26 protein-coding genes are annotated in these 20,307 nt (G+C 63.5%); 12 read left to right on the forward strand and 14 right to left on the reverse strand.

All coding sequences use genetic code 11. The features are described from left to right. Positions 1 to 229: 229 nt before the first annotated feature. Together F8G81_RS02615 and F8G81_RS02620 are read left to right on the forward strand one after the other, a co-directional pair. Positions 230 to 1,042, forward strand: coding sequence for a hypothetical protein (locus tag F8G81_RS02615; protein ID WP_267277486.1), 813 nt, complete (start codon positions 230 to 232; stop codon positions 1,040 to 1,042). Next, the gene (locus F8G81_RS02620) at positions 1,026 to 1,775 is read left to right on the forward strand and encodes a LamB/YcsF family protein (protein WP_267277487.1); all 750 of its coding nucleotides are present in this window, start codon (positions 1,026 to 1,028) and stop codon (positions 1,773 to 1,775) included. The genes F8G81_RS02615 and F8G81_RS02620 overlap by 17 nt, the downstream gene beginning before the upstream one ends. A gap of 57 nt (positions 1,776 to 1,832) precedes the next feature. Here F8G81_RS02620 and F8G81_RS02625 read toward each other — a convergent pair whose 3' ends face one another. Next, a complete protein-coding gene (locus F8G81_RS02625) occupies positions 1,833 to 3,347 on the reverse strand; it encodes an HNH endonuclease signature motif containing protein (RefSeq protein ID WP_267277488.1) in 1,515 nt (504 codons plus the stop codon). Positions 3,348 to 3,678: 331 nt separating this feature from the next. After that, positions 3,679 to 5,016 carry a DUF445 domain-containing protein gene (locus F8G81_RS02630; protein WP_267277489.1) on the reverse strand — a complete coding sequence of 446 codons (1,338 nt, stop codon included), beginning with the start codon at positions 5,014 to 5,016 and terminating at the stop codon, positions 3,679 to 3,681. 50 nt (positions 5,017 to 5,066) lie between these two features. On the opposite strand from F8G81_RS02630, the gene F8G81_RS02635 reads away from it, so the two are divergent. The 6 genes from F8G81_RS02635 (at position 5,067) to F8G81_RS02660 (ending at position 8,608) form a co-directional block, all read left to right on the forward strand. Further along, complete coding sequence (locus tag F8G81_RS02635) at positions 5,067 to 5,954, forward strand: glycerophosphodiester phosphodiesterase (RefSeq protein ID WP_267277490.1); 888 nt, start codon at positions 5,067 to 5,069, stop codon at positions 5,952 to 5,954. Positions 5,955 to 6,090: 136 nt separating this feature from the next. Then, positions 6,091 to 6,840: an AzlC family ABC transporter permease gene (locus tag F8G81_RS02640; protein WP_267277491.1), complete on the forward strand. Its 750-nt coding sequence runs from the start codon at positions 6,091 to 6,093 to the stop codon at positions 6,838 to 6,840. Beyond that, positions 6,837 to 7,148: an AzlD domain-containing protein gene (locus tag F8G81_RS02645; RefSeq protein WP_267277492.1), complete on the forward strand. Its 312-nt coding sequence runs from the start codon at positions 6,837 to 6,839 to the stop codon at positions 7,146 to 7,148. The genes F8G81_RS02640 and F8G81_RS02645 overlap by 4 nt, the downstream gene beginning before the upstream one ends. A gap of 84 nt (positions 7,149 to 7,232) precedes the next feature. After that, positions 7,233 to 7,493 carry a hypothetical protein gene (locus tag F8G81_RS02650; RefSeq protein ID WP_267277493.1) on the forward strand — a complete coding sequence of 87 codons (261 nt, stop codon included), beginning with the start codon at positions 7,233 to 7,235 and terminating at the stop codon, positions 7,491 to 7,493. 9 nt (positions 7,494 to 7,502) lie between these two features. Beyond that, complete coding sequence (locus F8G81_RS02655) at positions 7,503 to 8,219, forward strand: hypothetical protein (protein ID WP_267277494.1); 717 nt, start codon at positions 7,503 to 7,505, stop codon at positions 8,217 to 8,219. Positions 8,220 to 8,296: 77 nt separating this feature from the next. Then, positions 8,297 to 8,608 (forward strand): hypothetical protein, encoded by a 312-nt coding sequence (locus F8G81_RS02660; protein ID WP_267277495.1) that lies wholly within the window; start codon positions 8,297 to 8,299, stop codon positions 8,606 to 8,608. A 193-nt stretch (positions 8,609 to 8,801) separates the two neighbouring features. Here the strand turns inward: F8G81_RS02660 and F8G81_RS02665 are convergent, their stop codons facing one another. Together F8G81_RS02665 and F8G81_RS02670 are read right to left on the reverse strand one after the other, a co-directional pair. Further along, positions 8,802 to 9,065, reverse strand: a complete 264-nt coding sequence (locus F8G81_RS02665; RefSeq protein WP_267277496.1) for a hypothetical protein — start codon at positions 9,063 to 9,065, stop codon at positions 8,802 to 8,804. A 126-nt stretch (positions 9,066 to 9,191) separates the two neighbouring features. Beyond that, a complete protein-coding gene (locus tag F8G81_RS02670; protein ID WP_267277497.1) occupies positions 9,192 to 9,893 on the reverse strand; it encodes a TetR/AcrR family transcriptional regulator in 702 nt (233 codons plus the stop codon). Between the two features lie 121 nt (positions 9,894 to 10,014). Here F8G81_RS02670 and F8G81_RS02675 point away from each other — a divergent pair, with 121 nt between their 5' ends. Continuing rightward, the gene (locus F8G81_RS02675; RefSeq protein ID WP_267277498.1) at positions 10,015 to 10,335 is read left to right on the forward strand and encodes a thiamine-binding protein; all 321 of its coding nucleotides are present in this window, start codon (positions 10,015 to 10,017) and stop codon (positions 10,333 to 10,335) included. On the opposite strand, the gene F8G81_RS02680 is transcribed toward F8G81_RS02675, so the two are convergent. From F8G81_RS02680 to F8G81_RS02690, 3 genes are all read right to left on the reverse strand, one after another. Then, positions 10,332 to 10,568 carry a hypothetical protein gene (locus tag F8G81_RS02680; protein WP_267277499.1) on the reverse strand — a complete coding sequence of 79 codons (237 nt, stop codon included), beginning with the start codon at positions 10,566 to 10,568 and terminating at the stop codon, positions 10,332 to 10,334. The two genes, F8G81_RS02675 and F8G81_RS02680, sit on opposite strands and share 4 nt — an antisense overlap. Next, entirely contained in the window at positions 10,565 to 11,299 is a 735-nt protein-coding gene (locus F8G81_RS02685; protein WP_267277500.1) for a GAF and ANTAR domain-containing protein, read from the reverse strand. Before F8G81_RS02685 ends, F8G81_RS02680 begins: the two co-directional genes overlap by 4 nt. A 106-nt stretch (positions 11,300 to 11,405) precedes the next feature. Next, a complete protein-coding gene (locus tag F8G81_RS02690) occupies positions 11,406 to 12,134 on the reverse strand; it encodes a GAF and ANTAR domain-containing protein (protein ID WP_267277501.1) in 729 nt (242 codons plus the stop codon). A gap of 293 nt (positions 12,135 to 12,427) precedes the next feature. Between F8G81_RS02690 and F8G81_RS02695 the strand changes: the two genes are divergently transcribed. After that, entirely contained in the window at positions 12,428 to 13,105 is a 678-nt protein-coding gene (locus F8G81_RS02695) for an O-methyltransferase (RefSeq protein ID WP_267277502.1), read from the forward strand. A 42-nt stretch (positions 13,106 to 13,147) separates the two neighbouring features. On the opposite strand, the gene F8G81_RS02700 is transcribed toward F8G81_RS02695, so the two are convergent. The 6 genes from F8G81_RS02700 to F8G81_RS02725 form a co-directional block, all read right to left on the reverse strand. After that, on the reverse strand, positions 13,148 to 13,324 hold the full coding sequence (locus F8G81_RS02700) for a CsbD family protein (protein ID WP_267279381.1): 177 nt from the start codon (positions 13,322 to 13,324) through the stop codon (positions 13,148 to 13,150). Between the two features lie 172 nt (positions 13,325 to 13,496). Further along, positions 13,497 to 13,754, reverse strand: a complete 258-nt coding sequence (locus tag F8G81_RS02705; RefSeq protein WP_267277503.1) for a hypothetical protein — start codon at positions 13,752 to 13,754, stop codon at positions 13,497 to 13,499. A 353-nt stretch (positions 13,755 to 14,107) separates the two neighbouring features. Further along, on the reverse strand, positions 14,108 to 15,232 hold the full coding sequence (locus F8G81_RS02710; protein WP_267277504.1) for a YihY/virulence factor BrkB family protein: 1,125 nt from the start codon (positions 15,230 to 15,232) through the stop codon (positions 14,108 to 14,110). A gap of 120 nt (positions 15,233 to 15,352) precedes the next feature. Then, positions 15,353 to 15,961, reverse strand: coding sequence for a DUF3618 domain-containing protein (locus F8G81_RS02715; RefSeq protein WP_267277505.1), 609 nt, complete (start codon positions 15,959 to 15,961; stop codon positions 15,353 to 15,355). Beyond that, positions 15,958 to 16,389, reverse strand: coding sequence for a phage holin family protein (locus F8G81_RS02720; RefSeq protein ID WP_267277506.1), 432 nt, complete (start codon positions 16,387 to 16,389; stop codon positions 15,958 to 15,960). Before F8G81_RS02720 ends, F8G81_RS02715 begins: the two co-directional genes overlap by 4 nt. Further along, positions 16,389 to 17,384, reverse strand: coding sequence for a hypothetical protein (locus F8G81_RS02725; RefSeq protein ID WP_267277507.1), 996 nt, complete (start codon positions 17,382 to 17,384; stop codon positions 16,389 to 16,391). The genes F8G81_RS02720 and F8G81_RS02725 overlap by 1 nt, the downstream gene beginning before the upstream one ends. A 189-nt stretch (positions 17,385 to 17,573) precedes the next feature. On the opposite strand from F8G81_RS02725, the gene F8G81_RS02730 reads away from it, so the two are divergent. Next, positions 17,574 to 18,038: a hypothetical protein gene (locus tag F8G81_RS02730; RefSeq protein ID WP_267277508.1), complete on the forward strand. Its 465-nt coding sequence runs from the start codon at positions 17,574 to 17,576 to the stop codon at positions 18,036 to 18,038. Between the two features lie 121 nt (positions 18,039 to 18,159). Here the strand turns inward: F8G81_RS02730 and F8G81_RS02735 are convergent, their stop codons facing one another. Then, positions 18,160 to 19,239 (reverse strand): NAD-dependent epimerase/dehydratase family protein, encoded by a 1,080-nt coding sequence (locus tag F8G81_RS02735; protein ID WP_267279382.1) that lies wholly within the window; start codon positions 19,237 to 19,239, stop codon positions 18,160 to 18,162. Between the two features lie 149 nt (positions 19,240 to 19,388). On the opposite strand from F8G81_RS02735, the gene F8G81_RS02740 reads away from it, so the two are divergent. Then, the gene (locus F8G81_RS02740; protein ID WP_267277509.1) at positions 19,389 to 20,297 is read left to right on the forward strand and encodes a sigma-70 family RNA polymerase sigma factor; all 909 of its coding nucleotides are present in this window, start codon (positions 19,389 to 19,391) and stop codon (positions 20,295 to 20,297) included. Positions 20,298 to 20,307: the final 10 nt, after the last annotated feature.

Here is a 20,307-nt window from a genome sequence, read left to right on the forward strand (position 1 = left end):
TCGAGTTCCGGTCGGCGAGGAACAGACCGAACCTCACCCAGCCCGCCCATGCCCAAGGATCCACTGTTTCCGGCTGACCGATGGCGGGTCGCTGGAGGACGGGAACCGTGGCCAGCTGATTGAAATGGGGCCTGGTGTTGGCACCCAAGTATTAAGCACGCTTACTGTTAAGGCAGGCTGCGGCCAAAACCGCCAGCGGAACAGAAGCAGGACAAAAGCAGAGGTGACCATGGCCAATCGAAGCAATCCAGCAGTACGAATCACCCAGCAAGCCGCCCACAATGCGGTGTTCGACGCCGAAGGTAAACCGAAACCCGGCCTGCACAACATGCTGCTCCGGGCCGTAGAGATCCAGCGGCCTCTGGTCCTCACGTACATCAAGAGGCTGCAGCGGAAGCATCCGCGCGCCTCGGCAGCGCAGCTGGCCAATATTTTGGAACGCGACTACCTCCGTGCCGTTACCGGAGGAGGTGCGATCGTGGGGGCCACGGCTGTAGTTCCCGGGGTGGGGACCATCGCCTCCCTGGGGCTGTCCGCCGCAGCCACCGTGGGCTTCCTTGAGGCCACTGCCCTGTACGCCACGTCGCTCGCAGAGCTTCATGGCATCCGCCTGACCAACCCGGAGAAAGCCAGCACCATGGTGATGGCCATCATGCTGGGCGAGGAAGGAACTGCACTGCTGGGCACGTTGAGCGGCCAGGCCACGGGCAGGGGAGTGGGTGCCACAAAGGCGTGGGGCAACGTTCTTTCCAAATCCATGCCGTCCCCCAGCTTCGGCTCCATCCGGAACAGAATCCAGAAAGCCTTCCTCAAAAACCTGCTGAGGCGCCAGGGCACGGCCCTCTTCGGCCGAGCCCTTCCATTCGGTATCGGTGCTGTGGTGGGCGGGGCGGGTAACCTCATGATGGGCCGGGCAGTGGTGGCCAACGCCAAAGAGGCCTTCGGTCCCATGCCCGACACCATCCCGGGAGAGCTTAAAGCAACCGCCGCGGCACCGGACAACCTCACGCTGGAAGGCAACAACTTTGGATCTCAACGCTGATCTTGGCGAATCATTCGGCTCCTGGACCATGGGGGACGACGCCGCAATGTTTCGCCTGGTTACCAGCGCCAATGTGGCCTGTGGTTTTCATGCCGGCGATCCCGTCACCATGCTGGACAGCTGCCGCGCGGCGTTCGAACTCGACGTGACGGTGGGCGCCCACGTGGGCTACCGGGACCTGGCGGGCTTTGGCCGGCGGTCCCTGGACATGTCCTTCGACGAACTTTTCGGTGACGTGCTCTACCAGCTTGGCGCGCTCGACGGTGTGGCCCATGCGGTGGGGGCATCCGTTGACTATGTGAAGCCTCATGGCGCCCTGTACAACCGGCTGGTCCATGACGCGGACCAGGCCTCCGCAGTGGTGGCAGCCATCCAGGCTTACGATCCCGGCCTGCCCATCCTTGGCCTGCCGGGATCGGAGCTTCTCATTCAGGCTAAGGAAGCCGGCCACCCTGTTTTTATCGAGGCCTTTGTGGACCGTGCCTACCGTGCGGATGGCACTCTGGTGCCGCGCTCACAGGAAGGCGCCGTCCTGCAGGACGTCGACTCGATCGTTGAGCGTGCCGTTCGCCTTGCCACCAAGGGCGAGGTGGAGGCCGTGGACGGGACCATAGTGCAGGTGAGGCCCGATTCCCTCTGCATCCACGGGGATACTCCGGGCGCTGTGGAGATGGCCGCGGGCGTTCGGGCAGGGCTTGAGGCAGCAGGGGTTCAGTTGGAGTCCTTCGCCTAGGTCTACGGGTTCAGGAATTCCTGAGCCTTTGCTATCCAACCCTTCAGAGTGCACGGCCTAAGAGGAATTCATCCCTGGCGGCCAGTTGGGTGGTTCCCAGTCTTGGTGTTCGCTGTTGTAGTGGCGGCCGGTGGGTGAGGTCCAGCCGGGTGGTTGGCTTTTGCTGGCTGGGGTTGGTTGCCAGGCCGAGTGGTGTTTGAGGTGGTGGTGTTTTCGGCAGGGTTGGCCGAGGTTGTTGATGCCGGTGGTGCCGCCGTCGGCCCAGGCGAGCAGGTGGTCTGCTTCGTTGTCCAGGGAGTGGTTGTTGCAGCCGGGGAAGGGGCATTTGGCGTCGCGGAGTCTGAGCCAGCGGCGCATGGCTGTGGTGAGGCGGTAGCTGGTTCGGCCGATTTCCAGTGGTGCGCCGTCGCGGGGGTCGGTGAGGACGCGGTGGAAGGAGTGGGCTCCGTTGGCGACCAGGTTCCGGGCCATGGAGGCGGGGATGGGGCCGTGGCCGTCGAGGGTGGCAGGTTCGTCCGTGAGGCCCAGCAGCGAGAAGACGGGCACGGTGACCAGTACCTGGGCCCGCGGCGGCGGGACCTGCCCGGCAGCGCGCTCTCCGCCGGGATCGGCAAGGCTATTTGCGCCGGCGCCGCCGTTACTGTCGCCGGTGGTGGTTTCTCCGCTGAGGAGTGCGGTGGCGAGGGTGTCGGCGCGGAGTTGGGTGAGGGTGCGGGATTCGGTGGGGCTTTGGAGGGCCCGGGCTGTGGTGGTGGTGTGTTCCCAGATGGCGGCGGCCTGGTCGGCGGGGAGGTAGGCGGAGAGCCAGGCCATGCCGTCGCGGTCCGGGGTGTATTCGACCCGGCGGTCCAGGATGCACTTGGTGTGGCGGGTTTCGATCGAGACGGGGTGGTGGCGTTCGCGCCAGGTCCGGGCCCTGGCACGGAACCGGGAGGGTGTAAGGTCCCCGGCCAGGCAGGCGCGGGAAGCCTTCGCGGCGTCGGGGTCCAGGAAGTGGGTTTCCATGGCTGCCGCGCCGGCGGGGCCCAGGCCGGTGGTTTCATCGCAGAGGATCCGCGCGTGCTGCCACGAGATGGCCCCGGCCTGCAGGGCAGTCAGGGTGCGGGGCAGTTCGGTGCTCAGCTGGCGGGACTGGACCAGGAAGGCTGAGGCGGTGCCTTCGCTGATGGTCAGGACACAGGCGACCTCAGCGACCATGCCCATCTCCGCCGCTGAGCGTTCGTGCAGCGAGGCCGACGGGGGAAGCAGGCGGCGGCAGCTATCCGCGTAAGTGGCAGCCGCGCGGGCCTTCCGGGCAGCGGCCCGGGCCTCATCACGGGCCGCCTCCGCCATGACAGCCAGGCACTCCTCCGCCAAATCCCGCAACGGATCAGAACCAGCGTCAGCATCAGACGCGGCCACCTGATCAGAGCCGGCGCGGGAGCCACAAGCAGCATCAGGATGCCTGGGGGCATTGGAATCAGCATCAGGACCCGGGAAAGAATCAACGGCAGCGGAGCACGGCTTGGAGTCAGGCCGGATCAGGGCAGCACCAGGTGCTTCTGCTGCTTCCAAGACTTCCCCGTTGTCCATACCCTCAGCCTGTCAGTGGGCACCGACATTTAACGGTCCCGGACCTCGCCTGCTCCCGAAGACGTTCCGCACCCGCAAGCTGCAGCAAAAGGGCATTCCCTCCGGCCCTGGTGAGCTCTTCCGGCCTGAGTTCATCCCTCCCCGAGCTCGTTCGATCACCCGCAGGCAGCCAAGGGCTTAAGTGTCCGCTCGCGCCCAGGCGAGGGGCTTAAGTGCCCGTTCGCGCCCATGGGGGCTTAAGTGTTCGTTCGCGCTCAAGGGAGGGGATTAAGTGTCCGTTCGGGCACCAACGCCAAGGCCTAAGAGCTTTGTGCTGTAACCGGAGGGCCCGTCAGCCGAACACCAGATGCGCCACTGTGAAGATTGCCAACCCTGCCAGCGAACCCACCACTGTGCCGTTGATACGGATGAACTGCAGGTCCTTGCCCACCTGCAGCTCGATCTTCTGTGAGGTCTCCTCGGCGTCCCAGCGCGCCACAGTGTCGGTGATAACGCCGGCAATGTCGGAGCGGTAGGTGCGGACCAGATAGCCCGCAGCGTCCCCAATCCAGGCGTTGACCTTGCCAGCGAGCTCAGCATCGTTCACCAGGCGCGAGCCGAAGTCGCGGACGGCCGCCTTGAACCGAACCGTCAGGTCGCTGTCGGGATCGTCCACGGCGTTCAGCAGTGCACTCTTCACTGTGCCCCAGGTCCGGGAAGCCAGCTCGCGGACCTCCGGGTCTCCCAAAACCTGCTTCTTGATGTCCTCAGCACGGGCAATCATCGCCGGATCGTACTGCAGGTCCTGCGCCAGGTCGTTGAGGTATTTGTCGATGGACTTGCGGACCTGGTGGTTGGGATCCGCCTGCACAGCGCGGGTGAATTTGAGGATTTCCACATATACCTTGTCGCCCACCAGACCGTCCACGAACGGCGGAACCCACGTCGGCGAGCGGTCCGAGACGAGCCTGCTGACAGTCTCATGGTTGTCGTTGACCCAGTCCGCAGCCCTGTCCACCAGCAGGTCCACCAGCTGGTGATGGTGCCCGTCGGCGAAAATCCTTTCCGCCATCCTGCCCACCGGCGGTCCCCACGGCGGAGCCAGCAGGTGCTTGCGCACCATGCCCTCGATGACTGCCTGGACGTCGTCGTCGTTCAGGACCTTAAATGCACCGCGAATGACGGCGGCACCTTCCTTGGCCACGCGTTCTGCCCCGCCGGGGGCGGCGAGCCATTCGCCGGCCTTCCGTGCGATGTTGATGCTCGCGAGCTTGTCCTGGACCACCTGCTCGGAGAGGAAGTTGGTTTCCACAAACTCGCCCAGTGACGCGCCGATCTGGTCCTTGCGGCGGGGAATAATGGCGGTATGCGGGATCTTGATGCCCATCGGGTATTTGAAAAGGGCGGTCACGGCGAACCAGTCGGCCAGGGCGCCTACCATGCCGCCCTCCGCCGCTGCCCGGACATACTGAAGCCACGGGTACTCCCGCTGCAAAGCGAAGGCGAAAACAAAAACGATGGCCATGGCGATCAGGAGGCCAAGCGCCACAAGTTTCATCTTCCGCAGCGCTGCCGCCTTTTCGGCGTCCCCCGCGCTGAATTGATGTCCGACGACGGCGGGTCCCCTTTGCAGGGGCCCGGACGGACCGTGAGGGGCCTGCTGGGTAATTGGTTCAGAGTTCACCTGCATGTGCCCAGCCTAGTCCCGCAGCCGATACCCCGGTCCGCTAGCGTGTCCTCATGACAACGGACGAGCCTATGCACGTGAGGCCCTTGGTCTTCGCCCACCGGGGGTCAAGCGCCCTGTTTGCCGAACACACGCGGGCGGCCTACCTGCAGGCCCTTGCCGAAGGCGTAGACGGGGTGGAGTGCGATGTCCACCTCACCCGGGACCAGCATGCCGTACTGATCCATGACGCCAACCTGGACCGCACTTCAGACGGCACCGGTCCTGTTGCCGAGCGCTCGCTCCGCGAGTTGCGCCTCCTCGATTTTTCCTCCTGGAAAGGTGCCAGGATTCCCGAGAAGTTCGGGGCGCGGTCCGAGCAGTTCCTCACCCTCTCGGAACTCCTGGATCTCCTGCGCGGGGCCGGGCGGCCGATTGCGCTGGCCATCGAGCTCAAACATCCAAGCCCCTTCCAGCTCAAACTCGAGGACCGGGTGCTGGACGTTCTGCGCAGTGAGGGTTGGGACCCGGCAACGTCGTCCCTGGACAACATCACGGTGACATTCATGAGCTTCAGCCCGGATTCTGTGAAGCACCTGCTCCGGCAGGTGCCTGCTGAATTCATCTGCCAACTGGTGGACGACATCGACGTTCACGAAATCCGGGAGGAGCTGGGCCTTGGCCTGCTCACGGGCAGTGCCATCGCCAACGTTATGAAGGCGGCACAGCTCGAAGGCGAAAGGATCCTGGACGACTGCGAAGTACGGCTGGCCGGTCCAGGCATCGACTACGTACGCCAGCACGCCCGGAACGTCCAGCGCTGGCTGGATTCCGGCCGCCGTTTCCGGGTATGGACGGTTGACTCTGAACGGGACGTGGCGCTGTGCCAGGGACTGGGCATCCACGAAATCACCACCAACGTGCCTGCTCGAGTGCTGGCGCAGCTTCAGCTGCCCGTCTAGCTTTGGCCAGCCGTCCAGCTCTGGCCAGCCCGTCTAGCCCACCCTGGCGAGCACTCGTCCGCGTGTACGTCGCGTCCTATCAGGTGTGATTGAGTAGAACCATGCCTCCCAGCCGCCTCTGCCATAGTGAGCTGCCGTGAAATTCCTGGCATCGCCCGCGGTGCGCGTGGGGATCTCCATCAGCATCGCAACGGGGCTTTACGGGGTGTCGTTCGGGGCGCTCTCGGTCACGTCGGGGCTCGATTTCTGGCAGACGATGGCGCTCAGCCTGCTGCTCTTCAGCGGCGGCTCACAGTTCGCGTTCATTGGTGTTGTTTCAGGTGGTGGCTCGGGCATTGCCGCCATGAGTGCGGCCACGCTGCTGGGCATGCGCAACGGGGTCTACGGCATCCAGCTGAATGCACTCCTGCATCCCACTGGCTGGCGCAAATATGTGGCCGCGCAGCTGACCATCGACGAGTCCACTGCCACCAGTACCGGGCAGACGGACCCTGCGGAGCAGCGCCGCGGCTTCTGGACTGCCGGCGTGGGCATCTACGTTCTGTGGAATCTCTTTACCGCGGTGGGGGCACTCGCGGGCAGCGGGCTGGGTGACCCGAAGCAGTGGGGACTGGACGGCGCCGCGGTGGCAGCCTTTCTGGCGTTGCTCTGGCCCAGGCTTAAGGGACGGGAACCGGTGGCGATCGCCGTCGTGTGCGCCCTGGCTACCGTGGTGGCAGTGCCGTTCGTGCCGGCAGGTGTACCGATCCTCATTGCCGCGGTGGTGGCCGCGGTCATGGGCTGGTTCGGACATGGCCGCAGCGACGAAGGGCTGGAGCCGGATGTTGATCCCTACGCCGAACACCATCACGGCGGCCACCATGCGTCCAGGGAGGAGGGCACATGAATCTCTGGATTTGGCTGCTTCTGGCCTGCGCCTTGGCATACGGCTGGAAGCTGGTGGGCTATTTTGTTCCCGCTGAGTTCCTCAAGGATCCGCGAATGTCCCGGGTGGCCGGGACCCTGACCATCGGGCTACTGGCCTCCCTGACCATCGTGAATGCCGTGGCTACGGGCCAAACCCTTGCTTTTGACGCAAGGTTGGGAGCGCTGGCAGCGGCCGCCGTCGCCCTGGCTTTTCGGGCACCGTTCCTACTGGTGGTGGTTGCCGGGGCGGGCACGGCGGCCGTACTCCGGCTGATCGGGTGGAATTGATGTCCTCTGGTGGCGCCGATCACAGGCACTGTACTATGAAAGTGGCTATGCAGCTGGCCATGGAACTTCATCGTAAGGATGACCATGAAAAATCAACTGCATGCCGCCGGTCATAGATCGAGCCTGACCCGCACCATTGCCTCAGCGCGGCTGAGAGCCGGCCTCCCCGTCAAGCGGTTCTTCACCAGATTCGATTCACTGGCAGACGTTCCCGCGGAGGACCTCGAGTTCCTTTCCCAGCGGCTCATGATCGCCATGGAAATCGGTCAGGGATCCCAGACTGCGGCCCTCCACCGTGCCGTACGCAACGAGATCCTCAGCCGGGAAGCGGCGCCCAATGATTGACGGAAAGGCATGAAGATCGCCGTAGTGGGCGATCTCCTTGTTGATTCAGGGCACTTTGGCACCGCAGCCGGAGGCGCCGCACGCGCAGCATCCCTGCTTGCGCGGACCGGCAACAACGTACAGCTGCTGACTGTCCTTCCTGGCGACAGTTCGCCGTCACAGCTTGCCGCCGTCCTGCCTGGCGTCAGTGTGGCGGCAGGCCAGGACCTCACTGAAGAGATGCTGCGCTGCCTGGACTTTGCGGACGCGATAATGGTGGCCGACGGCGGACGCGGAGTGACGTGGAACGACCGCCTCCGCTGGCGGCTGGGTGTTTTGGCCTCCAGCGTCCCCATCGTGTGGGACCAGCACCGGGACGGCCCCGCTCCCGTACCTGGGGTCAGCGCGGTGACGATAGGCCAGTCGTCCGCCTCACATGCCAGCGGAATCGACGTCCGGAGCCAGGATTCGGCGTCGGAAGCGGCCGGCGTGCTGCTGCATAGCTGGGACGCAAGTTCAGTTTCTGTCCTGACATCCCCGGCGGGTGCGGACTCCGGAAAGGTTCGAGGAACATTTTCAACTGCCCTTGCTGCGGGATTGGCGCAAGGAATGGCGGTTTCAGATGGCGTCCACTTGGCTGCCCAACACGCCGGAATCAGTAACTCGAACCAGCGGAGCCTGGGCCTGGCTTTTGCCCCAACTCCGGCTCCGTCCACAGGGGAAACTGCCGCCGGCCCGGGAAGCTGACCTGCTTCTGCCGAGGATCTGTGATCCACTGGAGAGAGGCCGCCAACCAGGTTTGCGGGCCAAGAGGAGGAATCGCGATGAACGAACAACAACGTCCAGACGATGACCGGGATACTACCGGGCGCCGACCCGAGACTCGAACACCTGGCTTTGAAACAGCGGCGAAGTCGCGGTCTGCGTATGTGGACCCAGGCGGCTCCCAGTCCACGAAGGAACTCCGTGAGACGGCCCGCCGCCGTCGCGAGGCCGAAGAGAAGCTGCAGCAGCATCTGATGGAAGCCAAGGAGCACGCCCACCAGGAGTCGGATCACCATGAGTCGGATCGGCAGGCCGACGTCGGCAAGGATGACGCGGCCGGCAAGGATGACAAGGCGGACAACTTTAGATAGGCACCGCAAATCGATGTAGGGCTGCAGCGGGAATGGCACGCTGTCAGGGGTATCGCCCCCTGCTAAAAGCCGTGCGCGGAAGCTGTCATCCCGATTAGACGTATACCGCAGCCCCAAAGCGCATGACAGTTACGCGTGGGCTGGCGCAAGAGTGCAGCTTGGTGAGGAATGGTGGAGGGTGCGGGGCGGGTAGCTAGGCTACGCCGTGGGCAGCGGCGTCCGGTGAGACAGCCCTTCGGGCAGCTTCTTCAACGCCCAGCTCATACCAGACCTGCGCCCCGAACTCGGGTTCGGGCGTATCAAGATTCTGGTAGAGGGCGTCCAACAGGCTTGCGAGCTCTTCCGCGGGGAGGGTGGGAAGGACTTCCTCCGGGCCGCGGGGATCATTAAGGAATTTTGAAAGCTGGGAGCTGTTCAGGGTAATGCGACTGGGCTTATTACGCAGAATGTGGTTCATGGGGTGGCTCCATCTGGGAATCTCGAGGCTGGCTGCGTAACCCTACTTGAGTCTATTCCAACCAAACGGCGCCCACAATGGTCATGTGGCCATTTGCCTGCCGGCTGACTTTCCGCCCAAAGTGCCCTAGCTGAAGCGTGAACCGGGGAGCGGTGAACCAGGATATTGCTGCGAACCTGGAAACTGCGAAGAACCAGGAAACTGCGAGCCAGGGAGCTGGGCAGCTGGCAAAGGAACGTGGGGCGGAAGGGGCCGGGAGGGGCGTTCCGTACGAATGGCATCCTCGACCAGCGCCACCGGCCGGCGCCAGGCGTCGGACCCGGGCTCCATGGTATCCACGACGCCAATAAGCATTGCAAGCAGCCGGAACATGTCAGTCATGGAGATGTCAGCCCGGAGGGTTCCCTGGCCTTGCCCGCGGGCCAGCAGGACACCAATCGAATCGATCAGCGATCCTGTGATGCCAACGAGCAGCTCACGCCGCCCGGCAACTGCGCCCAGCAGGTTGGCGTCAGCACTTGCGGCGTCCATGATCGCTTCCACGACACGCAGCAGGCCCTTGGCCGCATCGATGTCGGCAAGGGCGTCGTCCATCACGGGGTCCACAGTCAGCCTGAGCTGACGGTTGAGGGCTGCGAGGACCAGCTCCTCCTTGTCCGCAAAATTACGGAAAAGGGTGGCAGGGCCTACACCCGCCGTCGTCGCAATCGTCTGCAACGGCACGTCCGGGCCAAATTCGCGGAAGCATTGACGTGCCGCAGTAATGATTTTGTCCACGTTCCGCGCTGCATCTGCACGGAGCGGCTTGCGGGCGACTGCGAGGTTCATCCGATCAGGGTAGCAACGCAGGCCGGGGCGTTCACGGTTACTGGAGGGTAGGCGGTTATATGACGTGTGGCAGATAAGGGGCCTGCAAGGTCATCGACGGCGGCCGTGCCAGACTGGCTTTATGTTGCTTGCATTTTCTGTGGCCCCGTCCGGTACCCCCGCGGGTGGTTCCCGCCCGTCCGACGCGTCCGTTCACGACGCCGTCGCCGCCGCCGTGAAAATCGTGCGGGAATCGGGCCTGCCCAACAAGACCGATTCGATGTTTACCACCATTGAGGGTGAATGGGATGAAGTGTTTGAGGTTGTGAAAAAGGCCACCGAGGCGGTTGGAGAGTTCGGAAGCCGCGTTTCGCTGGTGATCAAGGCTGACATCCGTCCCGGGTACTCCGGGGAGCTCGTGGCTAAAGTGGACCGCCTGGAACAGGCAATCTCCGGCTCCTAGCGATCCGCCTGGGAGCCGTTACCGTCTAGCTCGTGGATGGCATGGTCCAGGAGGTCCCGCTGAACGCCGCGCAGCATATAGGACCCGTTCAGGTACGCATCGATCTCCAGCTCACCCGCGTCACCGCCGATGCTGAAATAGTGCATCCACAGCGCTTCCAGGCTTAGCCCAGCCGCTTCGAAATCAGCGGACGTCCGGTCCCGCTGCTCCTCTGCGGTCTCGTCAACACTCATGGACGTTCGTGGTCAGGTTCGGCATGCCGGTCAAGAACACTGAGGGCGACGTCGCTGAGGGGGACTCCTTCCTCGCGGGACCGCGTGGTGAGCACGCGCAGGGCGGCACGCTCATCGAGGTTCTGGCGTTCCATCAGCACCCCCTTCGCCATGTCGATCACACTCCGGCTGTGCAGGGAGTCTTTCAGTATGTCACTGAGTTGAGCCGCACTCTCATGCGCCTGGACGTTGGCAAGCATCACGGCTGCCGGTGCGGACAGCAGCTCCAGGAGATGTTCACTGTGGGCATCGAATGCATGGGCCTGGTCCGAGTAGACCTTCAGTGCGCCAATGGCCTCCGTACGCTGAAGGTTCTGTTCCGGCGGCAGCAGGAGGGGGACGCTGAGGCACGAGAGCAAACTAACCTGCGCGCTGGCCCGGCTCCATTGAGGCCACCGCGTCTCGATGCGGCTGTCGTCGACGCGGACTGTCATTGCTCCGGCCCACGCTGAGAGGCATGGGCCTTCCCCCAGGTCGTACTGCAGTTGGTCGGCCTCTTCCACCAACACATTCGTGGAAGCCCTGCTGATGGGTTGACCCTGCGCGTTAATGAGGGTGGCGCCGGCGCCGACGCTCCCGGGAATGCCTTCTAAGGCTGCCCGGGCTATTTTGGCTATGGCTGACCCAGCCACCTGTTCCGTCAGCAGCAGGCCTGAGACGCGGGCGAAGACCGCCCGCAACTCGCCTGTCACTGGCTCTCTTCGCGTCACTTGTTGGCCTCCATTGCCATTCCTGCCGGTGATTCGGCAGGAAGATCCACGGCTGCCGCTGGTTCCAGCATAACTTCGGCGCCCGTGCTTAGGCCCGTTTTTCCGGGATTTCGGCACCGTTGACGATGTCTGCCGCTACCAGCCGAAGCCGCACGTTCCTTGCCTGGGCGGCGTCGTGGAGAAGCGAAATTGCAGCGTCGCGGCTGGAGCGGGTATGGACCATCACGAGGGCCAGTGCAGCATCGATCGTCGCGCGGGAGCGCAGTGCTTCCCGCAACTTGTCCGGATATGCCTCAGGGTCCAAGTGAGGATGCAGGCGGAGTGCTATGCGGAGGATGCGGGAGATGGACTGTGAGTGCTCCTCAATGGAGGCAACAGTTTCGGGACTGAAGGCTGAGGTTCGGTAGGCATAGCAGTTCAAGGCTGCAGAAGCCTCCCGCCCAGCGTCGATTGGCACCGCGAGGACGGACAGCACACCAAAATCCTTAACCGCCGCGTAGTACTCGCTCCAGCGTGCATCGGCTGTCAGGTCCTCCACCATCACCGAATGCCCGCCGCGGAGTGCAGTGAGGCAGGGGCCGTCGTCGAGCTCGTATTGCTTTTCATCCATCATGCGGGCTTGGTCACTGCTGCTGGCCACCGTGAACAGTCCATCGTCACGCTGCACGGAGATGGCGCACGAAATGGGTCCTCGGTCGCCTAGCCGGGAGGCCGAATAGAGCGTGAGTTCCAACAGGAACGCGTCAAAGTCCTTGCTTTCCAGCAACAGGTCCTGAAGGTGGTCATGGGTTATCGCAGGGAGGGGTTTGGAGGCCATCATGAGCCTCGATTCTCAATAGGTCCTGTGCCTGGCGAACGGTACAGGAATGGGCCGGGCGGAGGTGTGGCCGCCGGCCTTGGTGCTCCGAACAGGATGTTCAGGAGCGGGTGTGACGCTTCAACGGGATAGTGAGCACCTGCCTAAGACCGCTTCTGTTTTGAGCCTACGCGCAATGTGTCGGACAAGATACAGCAGCCGGTCCTCCCGGAGTAGCGCGCCGTCAGGGCGATTGGTTGCATGCTCCGGACTGCGCCCTAGACCCGGGGAATCCTCCGTGCCAGACTGTGGCCATGTTTGAGCACAAGACCCAGCCCGGGTGGGTAAAAGTGGAAAACTTCCTCACCGAATCCGTAGTTCATCCTGACGAAGCGCTCCAACGTGCGGTTCAGTCCGCCGCCGATGCCGGGATGCCGCCGATCGAAGTGGCGCCCAATGCGGGCAAGCTCCTCAATCTCCTGGTGCAGTTGTCCGGCGCGCGTCGTGTTCTTGAAATAGGGACGCTGGCCGGGTTCAGCACCATCTGGATGGCTCAGGCGCTGCCCGACGACGGCCGGCTGGTCACGTGCGAATACCTCCCCAAACACGCTGACGTAGCGCGGGCAAATGTTGATGCCGCGGGCCTCGGCGGAAAAGTGGAGATCCGGATTGGCCCCGCCCTGGAAACACTTGCCGCCCTGCACTCTGAAGGCCAGGAGCCGTTTGATTTTGTCTTCATTGACGCGGACAAGGAAAACGACGCTGCCTACCTGGAATGGGCTGTGCGCCTGGGCCGGCCGGGAACAGTCGTAGTGCTGGATAACGCCGTTTGGGAAGGCGCGGTACTGGACCCTTCCGTAGACAGGGTCAACGCGCCAGGGATCATTGGCGCCCTGGAGCTGCTGGGGAAACACCCGCACTTGGACGGCACGGTCATCCAGACCGTGGGCTCCAAGGGGTGGGACGGGTTCGCCCTGGCATTGGTCCGCTGAGTACACCAGTGGCGGATCCATGCCAGGGCGAAATTTCGTTCGTTAATCTTTCTTGAAGGCGTCCTTGACCTTCTCGCCGGCTTGCTTCAGGTCGGCTTTGGTCTGGTCCATCTTGCCCTCGGCCTCGAGGCCCTCGTCGTCGGTAGCTTTACCGGTAGCCTCTTTGGCCTTGCCGCCGAGCTTCTCGCCGGTGTTCTCCATCTTGTCGTCCAAACCCATGGCATTTCTCCCTGTGGCTTGATGCCGGCCAGCGGAATGCCGGCTGGTCATGCTTCAATGCTAGCCAGCTTTGGCGGTTGCAAACAGGGCCGCCGAGGGGTTTGCCGTCTTGCCGGGACAGGTGCTCCCCACGCGTATTTTGAGGGGCAGCCAGGTCACATCCGGCAGTTGGTCAGATCAGGTCCGGTGCGCTGGCAACGATGTAGTCCGCCGCGGCGGGACCTGTCATGGACAGGCCATTGTCGTCCGGCGCGATGCCATGCCTTTTCAGCGCGGCCCAAAGGGCTTCAGGCAGTTGCGGCTCAACCTGGTGGAGTAGGCACCAGCTGGTGTACAGGCCGTACAGCTCATCACGTTTGAGGCCGGAACCGGGTTCCCGGTCATGGGTGACCGCTTCGGCCAGGAATTGCTCAAAGTGGGTCGCAGGCATGTCCGCTCATTCGTCGTCGATGGGATGCCGCCGATCTGCTTCAGCGGCCCTGGCCGGCCTGAAGCCAGCAGGATAATCACGAAGTTATGGCATTCGGGCTGACTGTGTCCAGTCCATGGGTGAAGCCCCTGAGGTCCAGTCAAGGGCCAGGCCCGGCCACGGATATCCCAGACAGGGGAGGACGAGTGGCTGCAGATCGAGGGGGCCGACGGCGACTGGGGGGACTGGCCTCGGTCTCAGAAGAGGCCATCTCACCGCCGACCCCGCCTGACACCCGGGCCATTGCTTAAACCCGGGAAACCTGGACAGGACCTGCTTCTTTTGTTAATTTTCCTCCAAGTTCGAGGTCCTGCCTAGTCCCGGCGGCTTCCCTTGTGGAGATCCCTGCCGGTTTCGTCCCCGTTTCCCTGCTGCATGTCCCCGCCGCGGCTTTCGCGCAGCTCCCGGCCACGACGGATGTCTTCCTCTACCTGTTCCTGCAGCTTGTCGCTCTTCTTGGTGTCCCGTGGGGGCAGCTGGATGGTTTCCTCCGCTTCAATCCCTGCCTGGAGTTGGCGTCCGCGTTCCATCTCAGCATCGAGTTCCGCCCCGAACAAAAGGGACATGTTGAGGATCCACAGCCAGAGCAGCATCACGATCACGCCGCCCAATGCACCGTAGGTCTTGTTGTAATTGCCAAAATTGGCCACGTAAAAGGCGAAGCCCAGGGAGGCCAGAAGGAAAATGACCAACGCAAGGAACGAGCCAATGCTCATCCACCGGAACTTGGGTTGCTTGACGTTCGGCGTCGCGTAGTACAGGACGGCGATGATCACGATAACCAGCGCCACGATAACCGGCCACTTAGCGATGTTCCAGACGGTGAGGATGGTCCCGCTCAGTCCAATGGCGCCGCCAATGGCTTCCGAAACCGGGCCGCTGAGCACGAGCATGCCGGCGAGCAGGGCTACAATGACCACGGCGAGCAGGGTGACTGCCAGCATGGTTCCGCGGAGCTTCAGGAACGGGCGGCCTTCGTCGACTTCATAAACACGGTTCATGGCTCGGCCAAACGCTCCCACGTATCCGGACGCGGACCAGAGGGCGGTGGCAAGGCCGATGAACAACGTAAAGCCTGCAGCGGGGGAGGCAGCGAGTTCCTCCACCGGGCCGCTGACTGTTTGCACCGTATCCTCTGGCGCGATGCCGCGCACGATCTCAAGTAGCGCCGCGGTCGTCTTTTCAGGGTCTCCGAAGATGCCGACGAGCGAAACGAGCGCCAGCAGCGCGGGGAACAGCGACAGGACGGCGTAGTACGTCAGTGCGGCCGCCAAGTCGGGGCACTGGTCCTGATTGAACTCGCGGAAGGTTTTCTTGGCGATGTACTTCCATGAGGGCTTGGTGACATCTGTAGGGCTGTCCGGCTTACGGGAGTCGTCGGGGGCCGGAGCGCTGCCGGCCTTGGCGGTGCTCGTCTCGGAACTGTCCTGAGTGGCCATGGTGTGTCCTCTCGATTGTGGTAAGACGGACAGGCCGGCTCCGCCGGGGGAGGCGGGAGCCGGCCTGTCTTTGGCGCTGCTGATTTCTGTCGTGGCTGTTACTGATTGCTGCAGAGCCTGTCAGGGGTTCTGAACGTGGTCCTTGGCGTCAGTGGCACGGTCTTTCACATCAGAGGCCGCAACCTGGCCTTCAGCCTTGACATGTTCAGCGCCCTCAGCAGCGGTTGCCTTCACGTTCTCCATGGCTTCCCGGGCCGGCTCCTTCATGCCTTCGGCCATTTCCTTCGCGGCCTCCGTCAGCTCGCTTGTCATGGGTTCTGCGGCCGACTTGAGGGCATCCGCCGCTTCGCGTTCCTTTTCGCTGGCCGGAATCAGCGAGGACAACAGCATCCCAGCGCCGAAGGCGATAAGCCCTGCAGCCAGGGGATTGCCCTGGGCCTTTGCCTTGACCTGCTGGGGGGCATCGCTGATTGCCGTGCCGGCGTCACTGAGCATGTTGCCCGCGCTGTCGGTGCGGTTGTGGACCCCACCCTGCACCCTGGAAGTGGCGCTGTCTGCTGCTCCCATGACTTTCTCCTTCACTCCGAAGACGGCGTCCTTCACCTTGTCTGTCTGGCGGTGGACGATGTTGGAGGGAGTGACCTTGTCAGCCACGGCATCCACATTGGTGCCAAGGCGGGCACGGGTTGCTTCAATATCTGAACGGATCGCGTCCGGGTTGTCACTCATCGTTTTACCTCACCGGGTTTTAGGGTTGGGGGGATTTCCTGGAGTGTTTCGGTGGTCTGGGGCAGGCCCTTGACCGATTTGAGTTCCTTGCGACCAATGGAAGCCAGGACTGCGGCGATGATGCCCCAGATGACCGCCACGACGACGGCGGACCAGCCCAGGCCCATCAGCTCGCCCAAGGCGTACCAGAGGGCGATGGAAAGGAACAGCAGGACAAAATGACCGGCCACGCCCGCTCCGGCGAGCATTCCGCTGCCCTTGCCCGCCTTGGTGGCCGTCTGCTTGAGTTCTGCTTTGGCGAGCTCGAGTTCCTGGCGCATCAGGGTGGACAAGTCACGGGTTACCTCGCCCAGCAGATCTCCCAAGGACGTGTTGTCAGCCTTGACGTGCGCTGCGCTCGGAGGAGTCTCCGGCATCTCGCTGCTCATCACGGCCTGCCAGTCTGGCCGTCCGCGGAACGGTCCCGGGTGAGTGGGTCGTTGGCCATCGGATCATCCGCCAGTGCCCTGTCGCCCAGTGGATCCTCTGCGGTCCTGTTTCCGGACCACGGCTCCTCTACCAACTGCGGGCTGTCCAGGGGACTTGCCGTTGTGGAGGCAGCGGGATAGCCGCTTCCCGGCGCGCCGCCGTCGTACCCTGCCGTAGTGGTAGACGGGCCAGGGAGCTGGACCGGTGGCGGCGGAACCGCACCCCCGCCTGCGGGGACGTAGCCTGCAGCCTGGTCTGCCTCGTACTGGCCGGCTGCATACTGGTTGCCGGAATACTGGCCCGTGTACCCGGCAGCAGAACCTGTGGTGGACTCCGGTGCACCGGCGCTCAGGCTACGGGTCAGCCTGCCCGCCAGGACGCCTGCCCCTGCAGCAAGGAGCAGGAAGGTGCCGGGACGCTGCCTGGCGAAGGTCTTTACTTCATCCAGGAGTGATCCAGGGTCCCGCCCTTCGAGCCAGGATGCAACCGAGGAGGAACGTTCTGCAGCCTGGCGGACCAGGTCGGAGGCAACGCCCGGCTGGTCAGATGCGCGGGCCATGGAATGCAGTTGGTCAGAAACGGAGCGAAGGCCGTCAGCCACTTTCTGTTGCTGCGTGCCTGCCTGCTGGGTGAGGTCGTTCCGGGCCTGGTACAGGAGGTCCTTGGCATTAGCCTTGACCTCACTCGCGACGTTTGCCGCTTCGCTCTTGGCAGTCTGGGCCACGCTCTGGGCAGAATCCGCTGCAGTGCGGGCAACGTCCCCGGCTTCTTGCTTTACAGCGTCCTTCCGGGAGGAGGTCTCATAGGCCCCGCTTGTCTGCGGAGTGCCTGTCTGCGGAGTCCCCGCAGTCTGGGCAGCGGAGGGGAACGTGCTGGGGCTCCGCTCTTCGGTAGTCCCTGGTGTGGCCGGCGGAACCCTGTACGTGGGGTCCTCGGGCCATTGGTTCTCTGTCATCTTCGCTCTCTCTTTCCAAGAAGGCCGGTTGTTGATCAAGAACCAGCGATACTGGCCGTAAAATAGTAAGCATGATTACTAACAGATAGTAAGTACCCTTGGTAAATTACTTTCAAACGGGTTTGTCGTGCCTGTTGAATTGGCAGCACCCCGGCCCGGCCGCAACGAAGTGGAAAGAGGTGGGTAGCTTTGGAAACAGCACCGTGGGTTTGGGTGGTTGTTGCAATAGTTGTCGTGGCGCTTATTCTGGTGCTCCTGTTGACCGGAAAGCGCCGTCAGGCAATGCAGCAGAAGCGTGAAGAATCGCAACGTGAAAAGGCCGCGGAAATTCGCCGGGACGCCCAGAACGTCGAATTGGATGCCCGTGAAAATGAGGCACGGGCAACTCGTGCCCGTGCTGACGCGGAACAGGCCCAGGTGGAAGCTGCCAGGCTTAAGCAGGAAGCTGACCAGAAGGCAGCCAATGCCCAGTCCCTGCGCGAAGATGTAGCCCGGCAGAGCCGGAAGGCCGACGCCGTTGATCCCGACGTGCGCGATGACGACGTGCGCGACGACGGGAACCCTCGTGGCGAGCGGGAAGCCCGCGGTGGCGCTGCCAGGGCTGACGCCGCCCGGGCTGACGCTGACCGCGAAAACCCGCGCTCGGGTATCTAGGAAGCCGTATCCAGGGTCCGGCATCCAGGAGCCGGCATCTAAGGTCCTGTATCAGTCCTTTAATAAGGGGCAGGGCCTGCTGGCTGCACCCGCCTTTATTGCACCGTTTTATTGGACTGTTTTATCGAACCTGGGGGTGCCCGGAACGGGAAGCCGCAGCCAGGTTCCGCCTGGGTTTGAGGGCGGGGGAGGGAGGCACTCCTTCCCCCGCTCCCATGCCATGGAGGATCTGGGCCAGCGCGTCCATGGATGACCTCCGCGGCTCCCAGTCCAGGACCCTCCGGGCCCGGCTGGTGTCCATGATGGGGGCCCCGGCGGCCATATCAATCCAGCCTGCATCAGTGGGTTGCAGGCGGAGCTTCCAGGTGACATCCACCAGGGCCCGCAGGAGGCTCATGGGAATGGGCAGGATGCGTCTTGCACGCAGGAACCTGGCCAGTTCCTGTGGAGTGATGACGGGCTTGGCGGCGACGTTGAACGCCCCCGACTCGCCGCGGTCCAGGACCCGCCAGTATGCCTCGGCAACGTCTTCGGCGTGGACAGCTTGGAATATGAGGTCATCAGGGGCGGGCAGTAGGGGGAGCCAAGGCCTACGCGGCACCAGCCGGGAAAGAATGGGGCCCAGGAAGAACTGTCCCACTTCGCTGCCGGCATCCGCCTGAAAGATCAGCCCGGGCCGGAGCCTGGCCACTTTGACCCCTGGCTGTTCAGCCTGGAACCGGTCCAGCAGGGCTTCCTGTTCCGCCTTGTGCCGGCTGTAATGCGACGACGGGATCCCCGTGGCCGGCCAGGATTCATCGGTCCTCTGGTTCTTGGGTGCTTTGCTGTAGGCGCCCACGGATGATGCGCACACAATGTGCCCCACGCCTGCCTGCCGGGCAGCTTCGAGGACATTCGCGGTTCCCGTGACGTTCGTTCGGCGAAGGGTGGCCAGGTCCCTGTTGGGCTGCAGCAGCCAGGCCAGATGGACCACGGCGTCTGCCCCTGCCATGGCAGAGCGGAGCAGCGGAAAATCGGCATCCCTGCCCACGTCCATGGTGTGCCATTCGACCCCCTGGTATGGCGGGAGGGTGGTATCGGGGAGCCGGCGGCTCACTCCTGCAAGTTGCAGGCTACCGGGGCGCTTGAGCAGCTGCCCCTGCAGGTTGCGAAGGAGCGCTGTGCCGGCGTTTCCGCTGGCTCCGATGATGACGATTCGCATAACCACATCTCCTGTGACCAGGCCGGGAGCTTCCTCACGCACGCCGGGCCGCTCATCGGGAAGCATTGTTTAATAAGCAGCCTTATGATTTCCTACTTCTAAGTCTTGCCGCAGGCTTTCGGAATCCGAGCCCGAAGGAACCAACGACAATGCCTGATCTTATTGCTGCGCTTGCCGTGGAGAATACCAGAGCTGAGACGCGTCCGGTGGAGGTTCCTCCACCCAACTCTCCTGTTAGGGGTGGGCGCCTCCGACAAACTTTCGAAAACGACCTGGTCCTGAGCTACCTGGACCTCGCTGAAGCGCTGGCCGCCCGGTTTGAGGCCCGAGGCCGGGAGCGGGCCGACCTCAACCAGGTGGCATACCTGGGCCTGGTCAAGGCCGCGCGAGGCTTTGACCAGACAAAAGGTGACAGCTTTCCGGCCTATGCAGCGCCCACTATTACTGGCGAACTTAAGAGGTACCTCCGCGACAGGAGTTGGGTGGTCAGGCCACCAAGGCACATCCAGGATCTGCGTTCGCGCCTGTTCCGCGTGGAGCCTGAATTGGCCCAGACGCTGGGAAGGAACCCCACTGTCGACGAGCTAGCCCAGGAACTGGGAGTGGAAAGTGGGGAGGTGCAGGAGGCCATCTCGGCGTCGAGCAGCCTGCATCCGGACTCGCTCGACGCCGTAAACCCGAACAGCGATGCGCCTCCGATCGCAGAGGTGCTCGCCGCTCCTGAAACGCCCCTGGAACGGCTCGAAGAGCTCGCCTGCTTGCGGGAAGCCATGGAGGAGCTCGATCCCGGGGACCGGGAACTGTTATACCGGCGGTACTTCTGCGAAGAGACCCAGGTTGAACTGGGCAAACGCCTGGGAATGTCCCAGATGCAGGTTTCGCGGCGTTTGGCCCGCGTGCTGGTGGAACTGCAGCGCAGGCTTCTGGAAAACAGCTACGTTGCCGAATCCAGGACCGGGGAAGCCCTGCACCTGTCCGCTGCTCCGCGAAGGGCCGGATCCGGCCGGCCGTCCAATGGATCGCAGCGGGGCAGCCGTTCCCGAGTCTCCACCCGGTGAGGTGGGATCG

The organism is Arthrobacter sp. CDRTa11, assembly GCF_026427775.1.
Lineage (GTDB): Bacteria > Actinomycetota > Actinomycetes > Actinomycetales > Micrococcaceae > Arthrobacter.

Coding starts and splice junctions, on each gene's coding strand:
- F8G81_RS02615 (WP_267277486.1), top strand. CDS start 230: ATGGCCAATCGAAGCAATCCAGCAGTACGAATCACCCAGCAAGCCGCC.
- F8G81_RS02625 (WP_267277488.1), bottom strand. CDS start 3,347: ATGGACAACGGGGAAGTCTTGGAAGCAGCAGAAGCACCTGGTGCTGCC.
- F8G81_RS02670 (WP_267277497.1), bottom strand. CDS start 9,893: ATGAACCTCGCAGTCGCCCGCAAGCCGCTCCGTGCAGATGCAGCGCGG.
- F8G81_RS02645 (WP_267277492.1), top strand. CDS start 6,837: ATGAATCTCTGGATTTGGCTGCTTCTGGCCTGCGCCTTGGCATACGGC.
- F8G81_RS02635 (WP_267277490.1), top strand. CDS start 5,067: ATGACAACGGACGAGCCTATGCACGTGAGGCCCTTGGTCTTCGCCCAC.
- F8G81_RS02710 (WP_267277504.1), bottom strand. CDS start 15,232: ATGGCCACTCAGGACAGTTCCGAGACGAGCACCGCCAAGGCCGGCAGC.
- F8G81_RS02660 (WP_267277495.1), top strand. CDS start 8,297: ATGAACGAACAACAACGTCCAGACGATGACCGGGATACTACCGGGCGC.
- F8G81_RS02630 (WP_267277489.1), bottom strand. CDS start 5,016: ATGCAGGTGAACTCTGAACCAATTACCCAGCAGGCCCCTCACGGTCCG.
- F8G81_RS02690 (WP_267277501.1), bottom strand. CDS start 12,134: ATGGCCTCCAAACCCCTCCCTGCGATAACCCATGACCACCTTCAGGAC.
- F8G81_RS02735 (WP_267279382.1), bottom strand. CDS start 19,239: ATGCGAATCGTCATCATCGGAGCCAGCGGAAACGCCGGCACAGCGCTC.
- F8G81_RS02720 (WP_267277506.1), bottom strand. CDS start 16,389: ATGAGCAGCGAGATGCCGGAGACTCCTCCGAGCGCAGCGCACGTCAAG.
- F8G81_RS02655 (WP_267277494.1), top strand. CDS start 7,503: ATGAAGATCGCCGTAGTGGGCGATCTCCTTGTTGATTCAGGGCACTTT.
- F8G81_RS02675 (WP_267277498.1), top strand. CDS start 10,015: ATGTTGCTTGCATTTTCTGTGGCCCCGTCCGGTACCCCCGCGGGTGGT.
- F8G81_RS02695 (WP_267277502.1), top strand. CDS start 12,428: ATGTTTGAGCACAAGACCCAGCCCGGGTGGGTAAAAGTGGAAAACTTC.
- F8G81_RS02665 (WP_267277496.1), bottom strand. CDS start 9,065: ATGAACCACATTCTGCGTAATAAGCCCAGTCGCATTACCCTGAACAGC.
- F8G81_RS02700 (WP_267279381.1), bottom strand. CDS start 13,324: ATGGGTTTGGACGACAAGATGGAGAACACCGGCGAGAAGCTCGGCGGC.
- F8G81_RS02680 (WP_267277499.1), bottom strand. CDS start 10,568: ATGAGTGTTGACGAGACCGCAGAGGAGCAGCGGGACCGGACGTCCGCT.
- F8G81_RS02715 (WP_267277505.1), bottom strand. CDS start 15,961: ATGAGTGACAACCCGGACGCGATCCGTTCAGATATTGAAGCAACCCGT.
- F8G81_RS02740 (WP_267277509.1), top strand. CDS start 19,389: ATGCCTGATCTTATTGCTGCGCTTGCCGTGGAGAATACCAGAGCTGAG.
- F8G81_RS02650 (WP_267277493.1), top strand. CDS start 7,233: ATGAAAAATCAACTGCATGCCGCCGGTCATAGATCGAGCCTGACCCGC.
- F8G81_RS02725 (WP_267277507.1), bottom strand. CDS start 17,384: ATGACAGAGAACCAATGGCCCGAGGACCCCACGTACAGGGTTCCGCCG.
- F8G81_RS02705 (WP_267277503.1), bottom strand. CDS start 13,754: ATGCCTGCGACCCACTTTGAGCAATTCCTGGCCGAAGCGGTCACCCAT.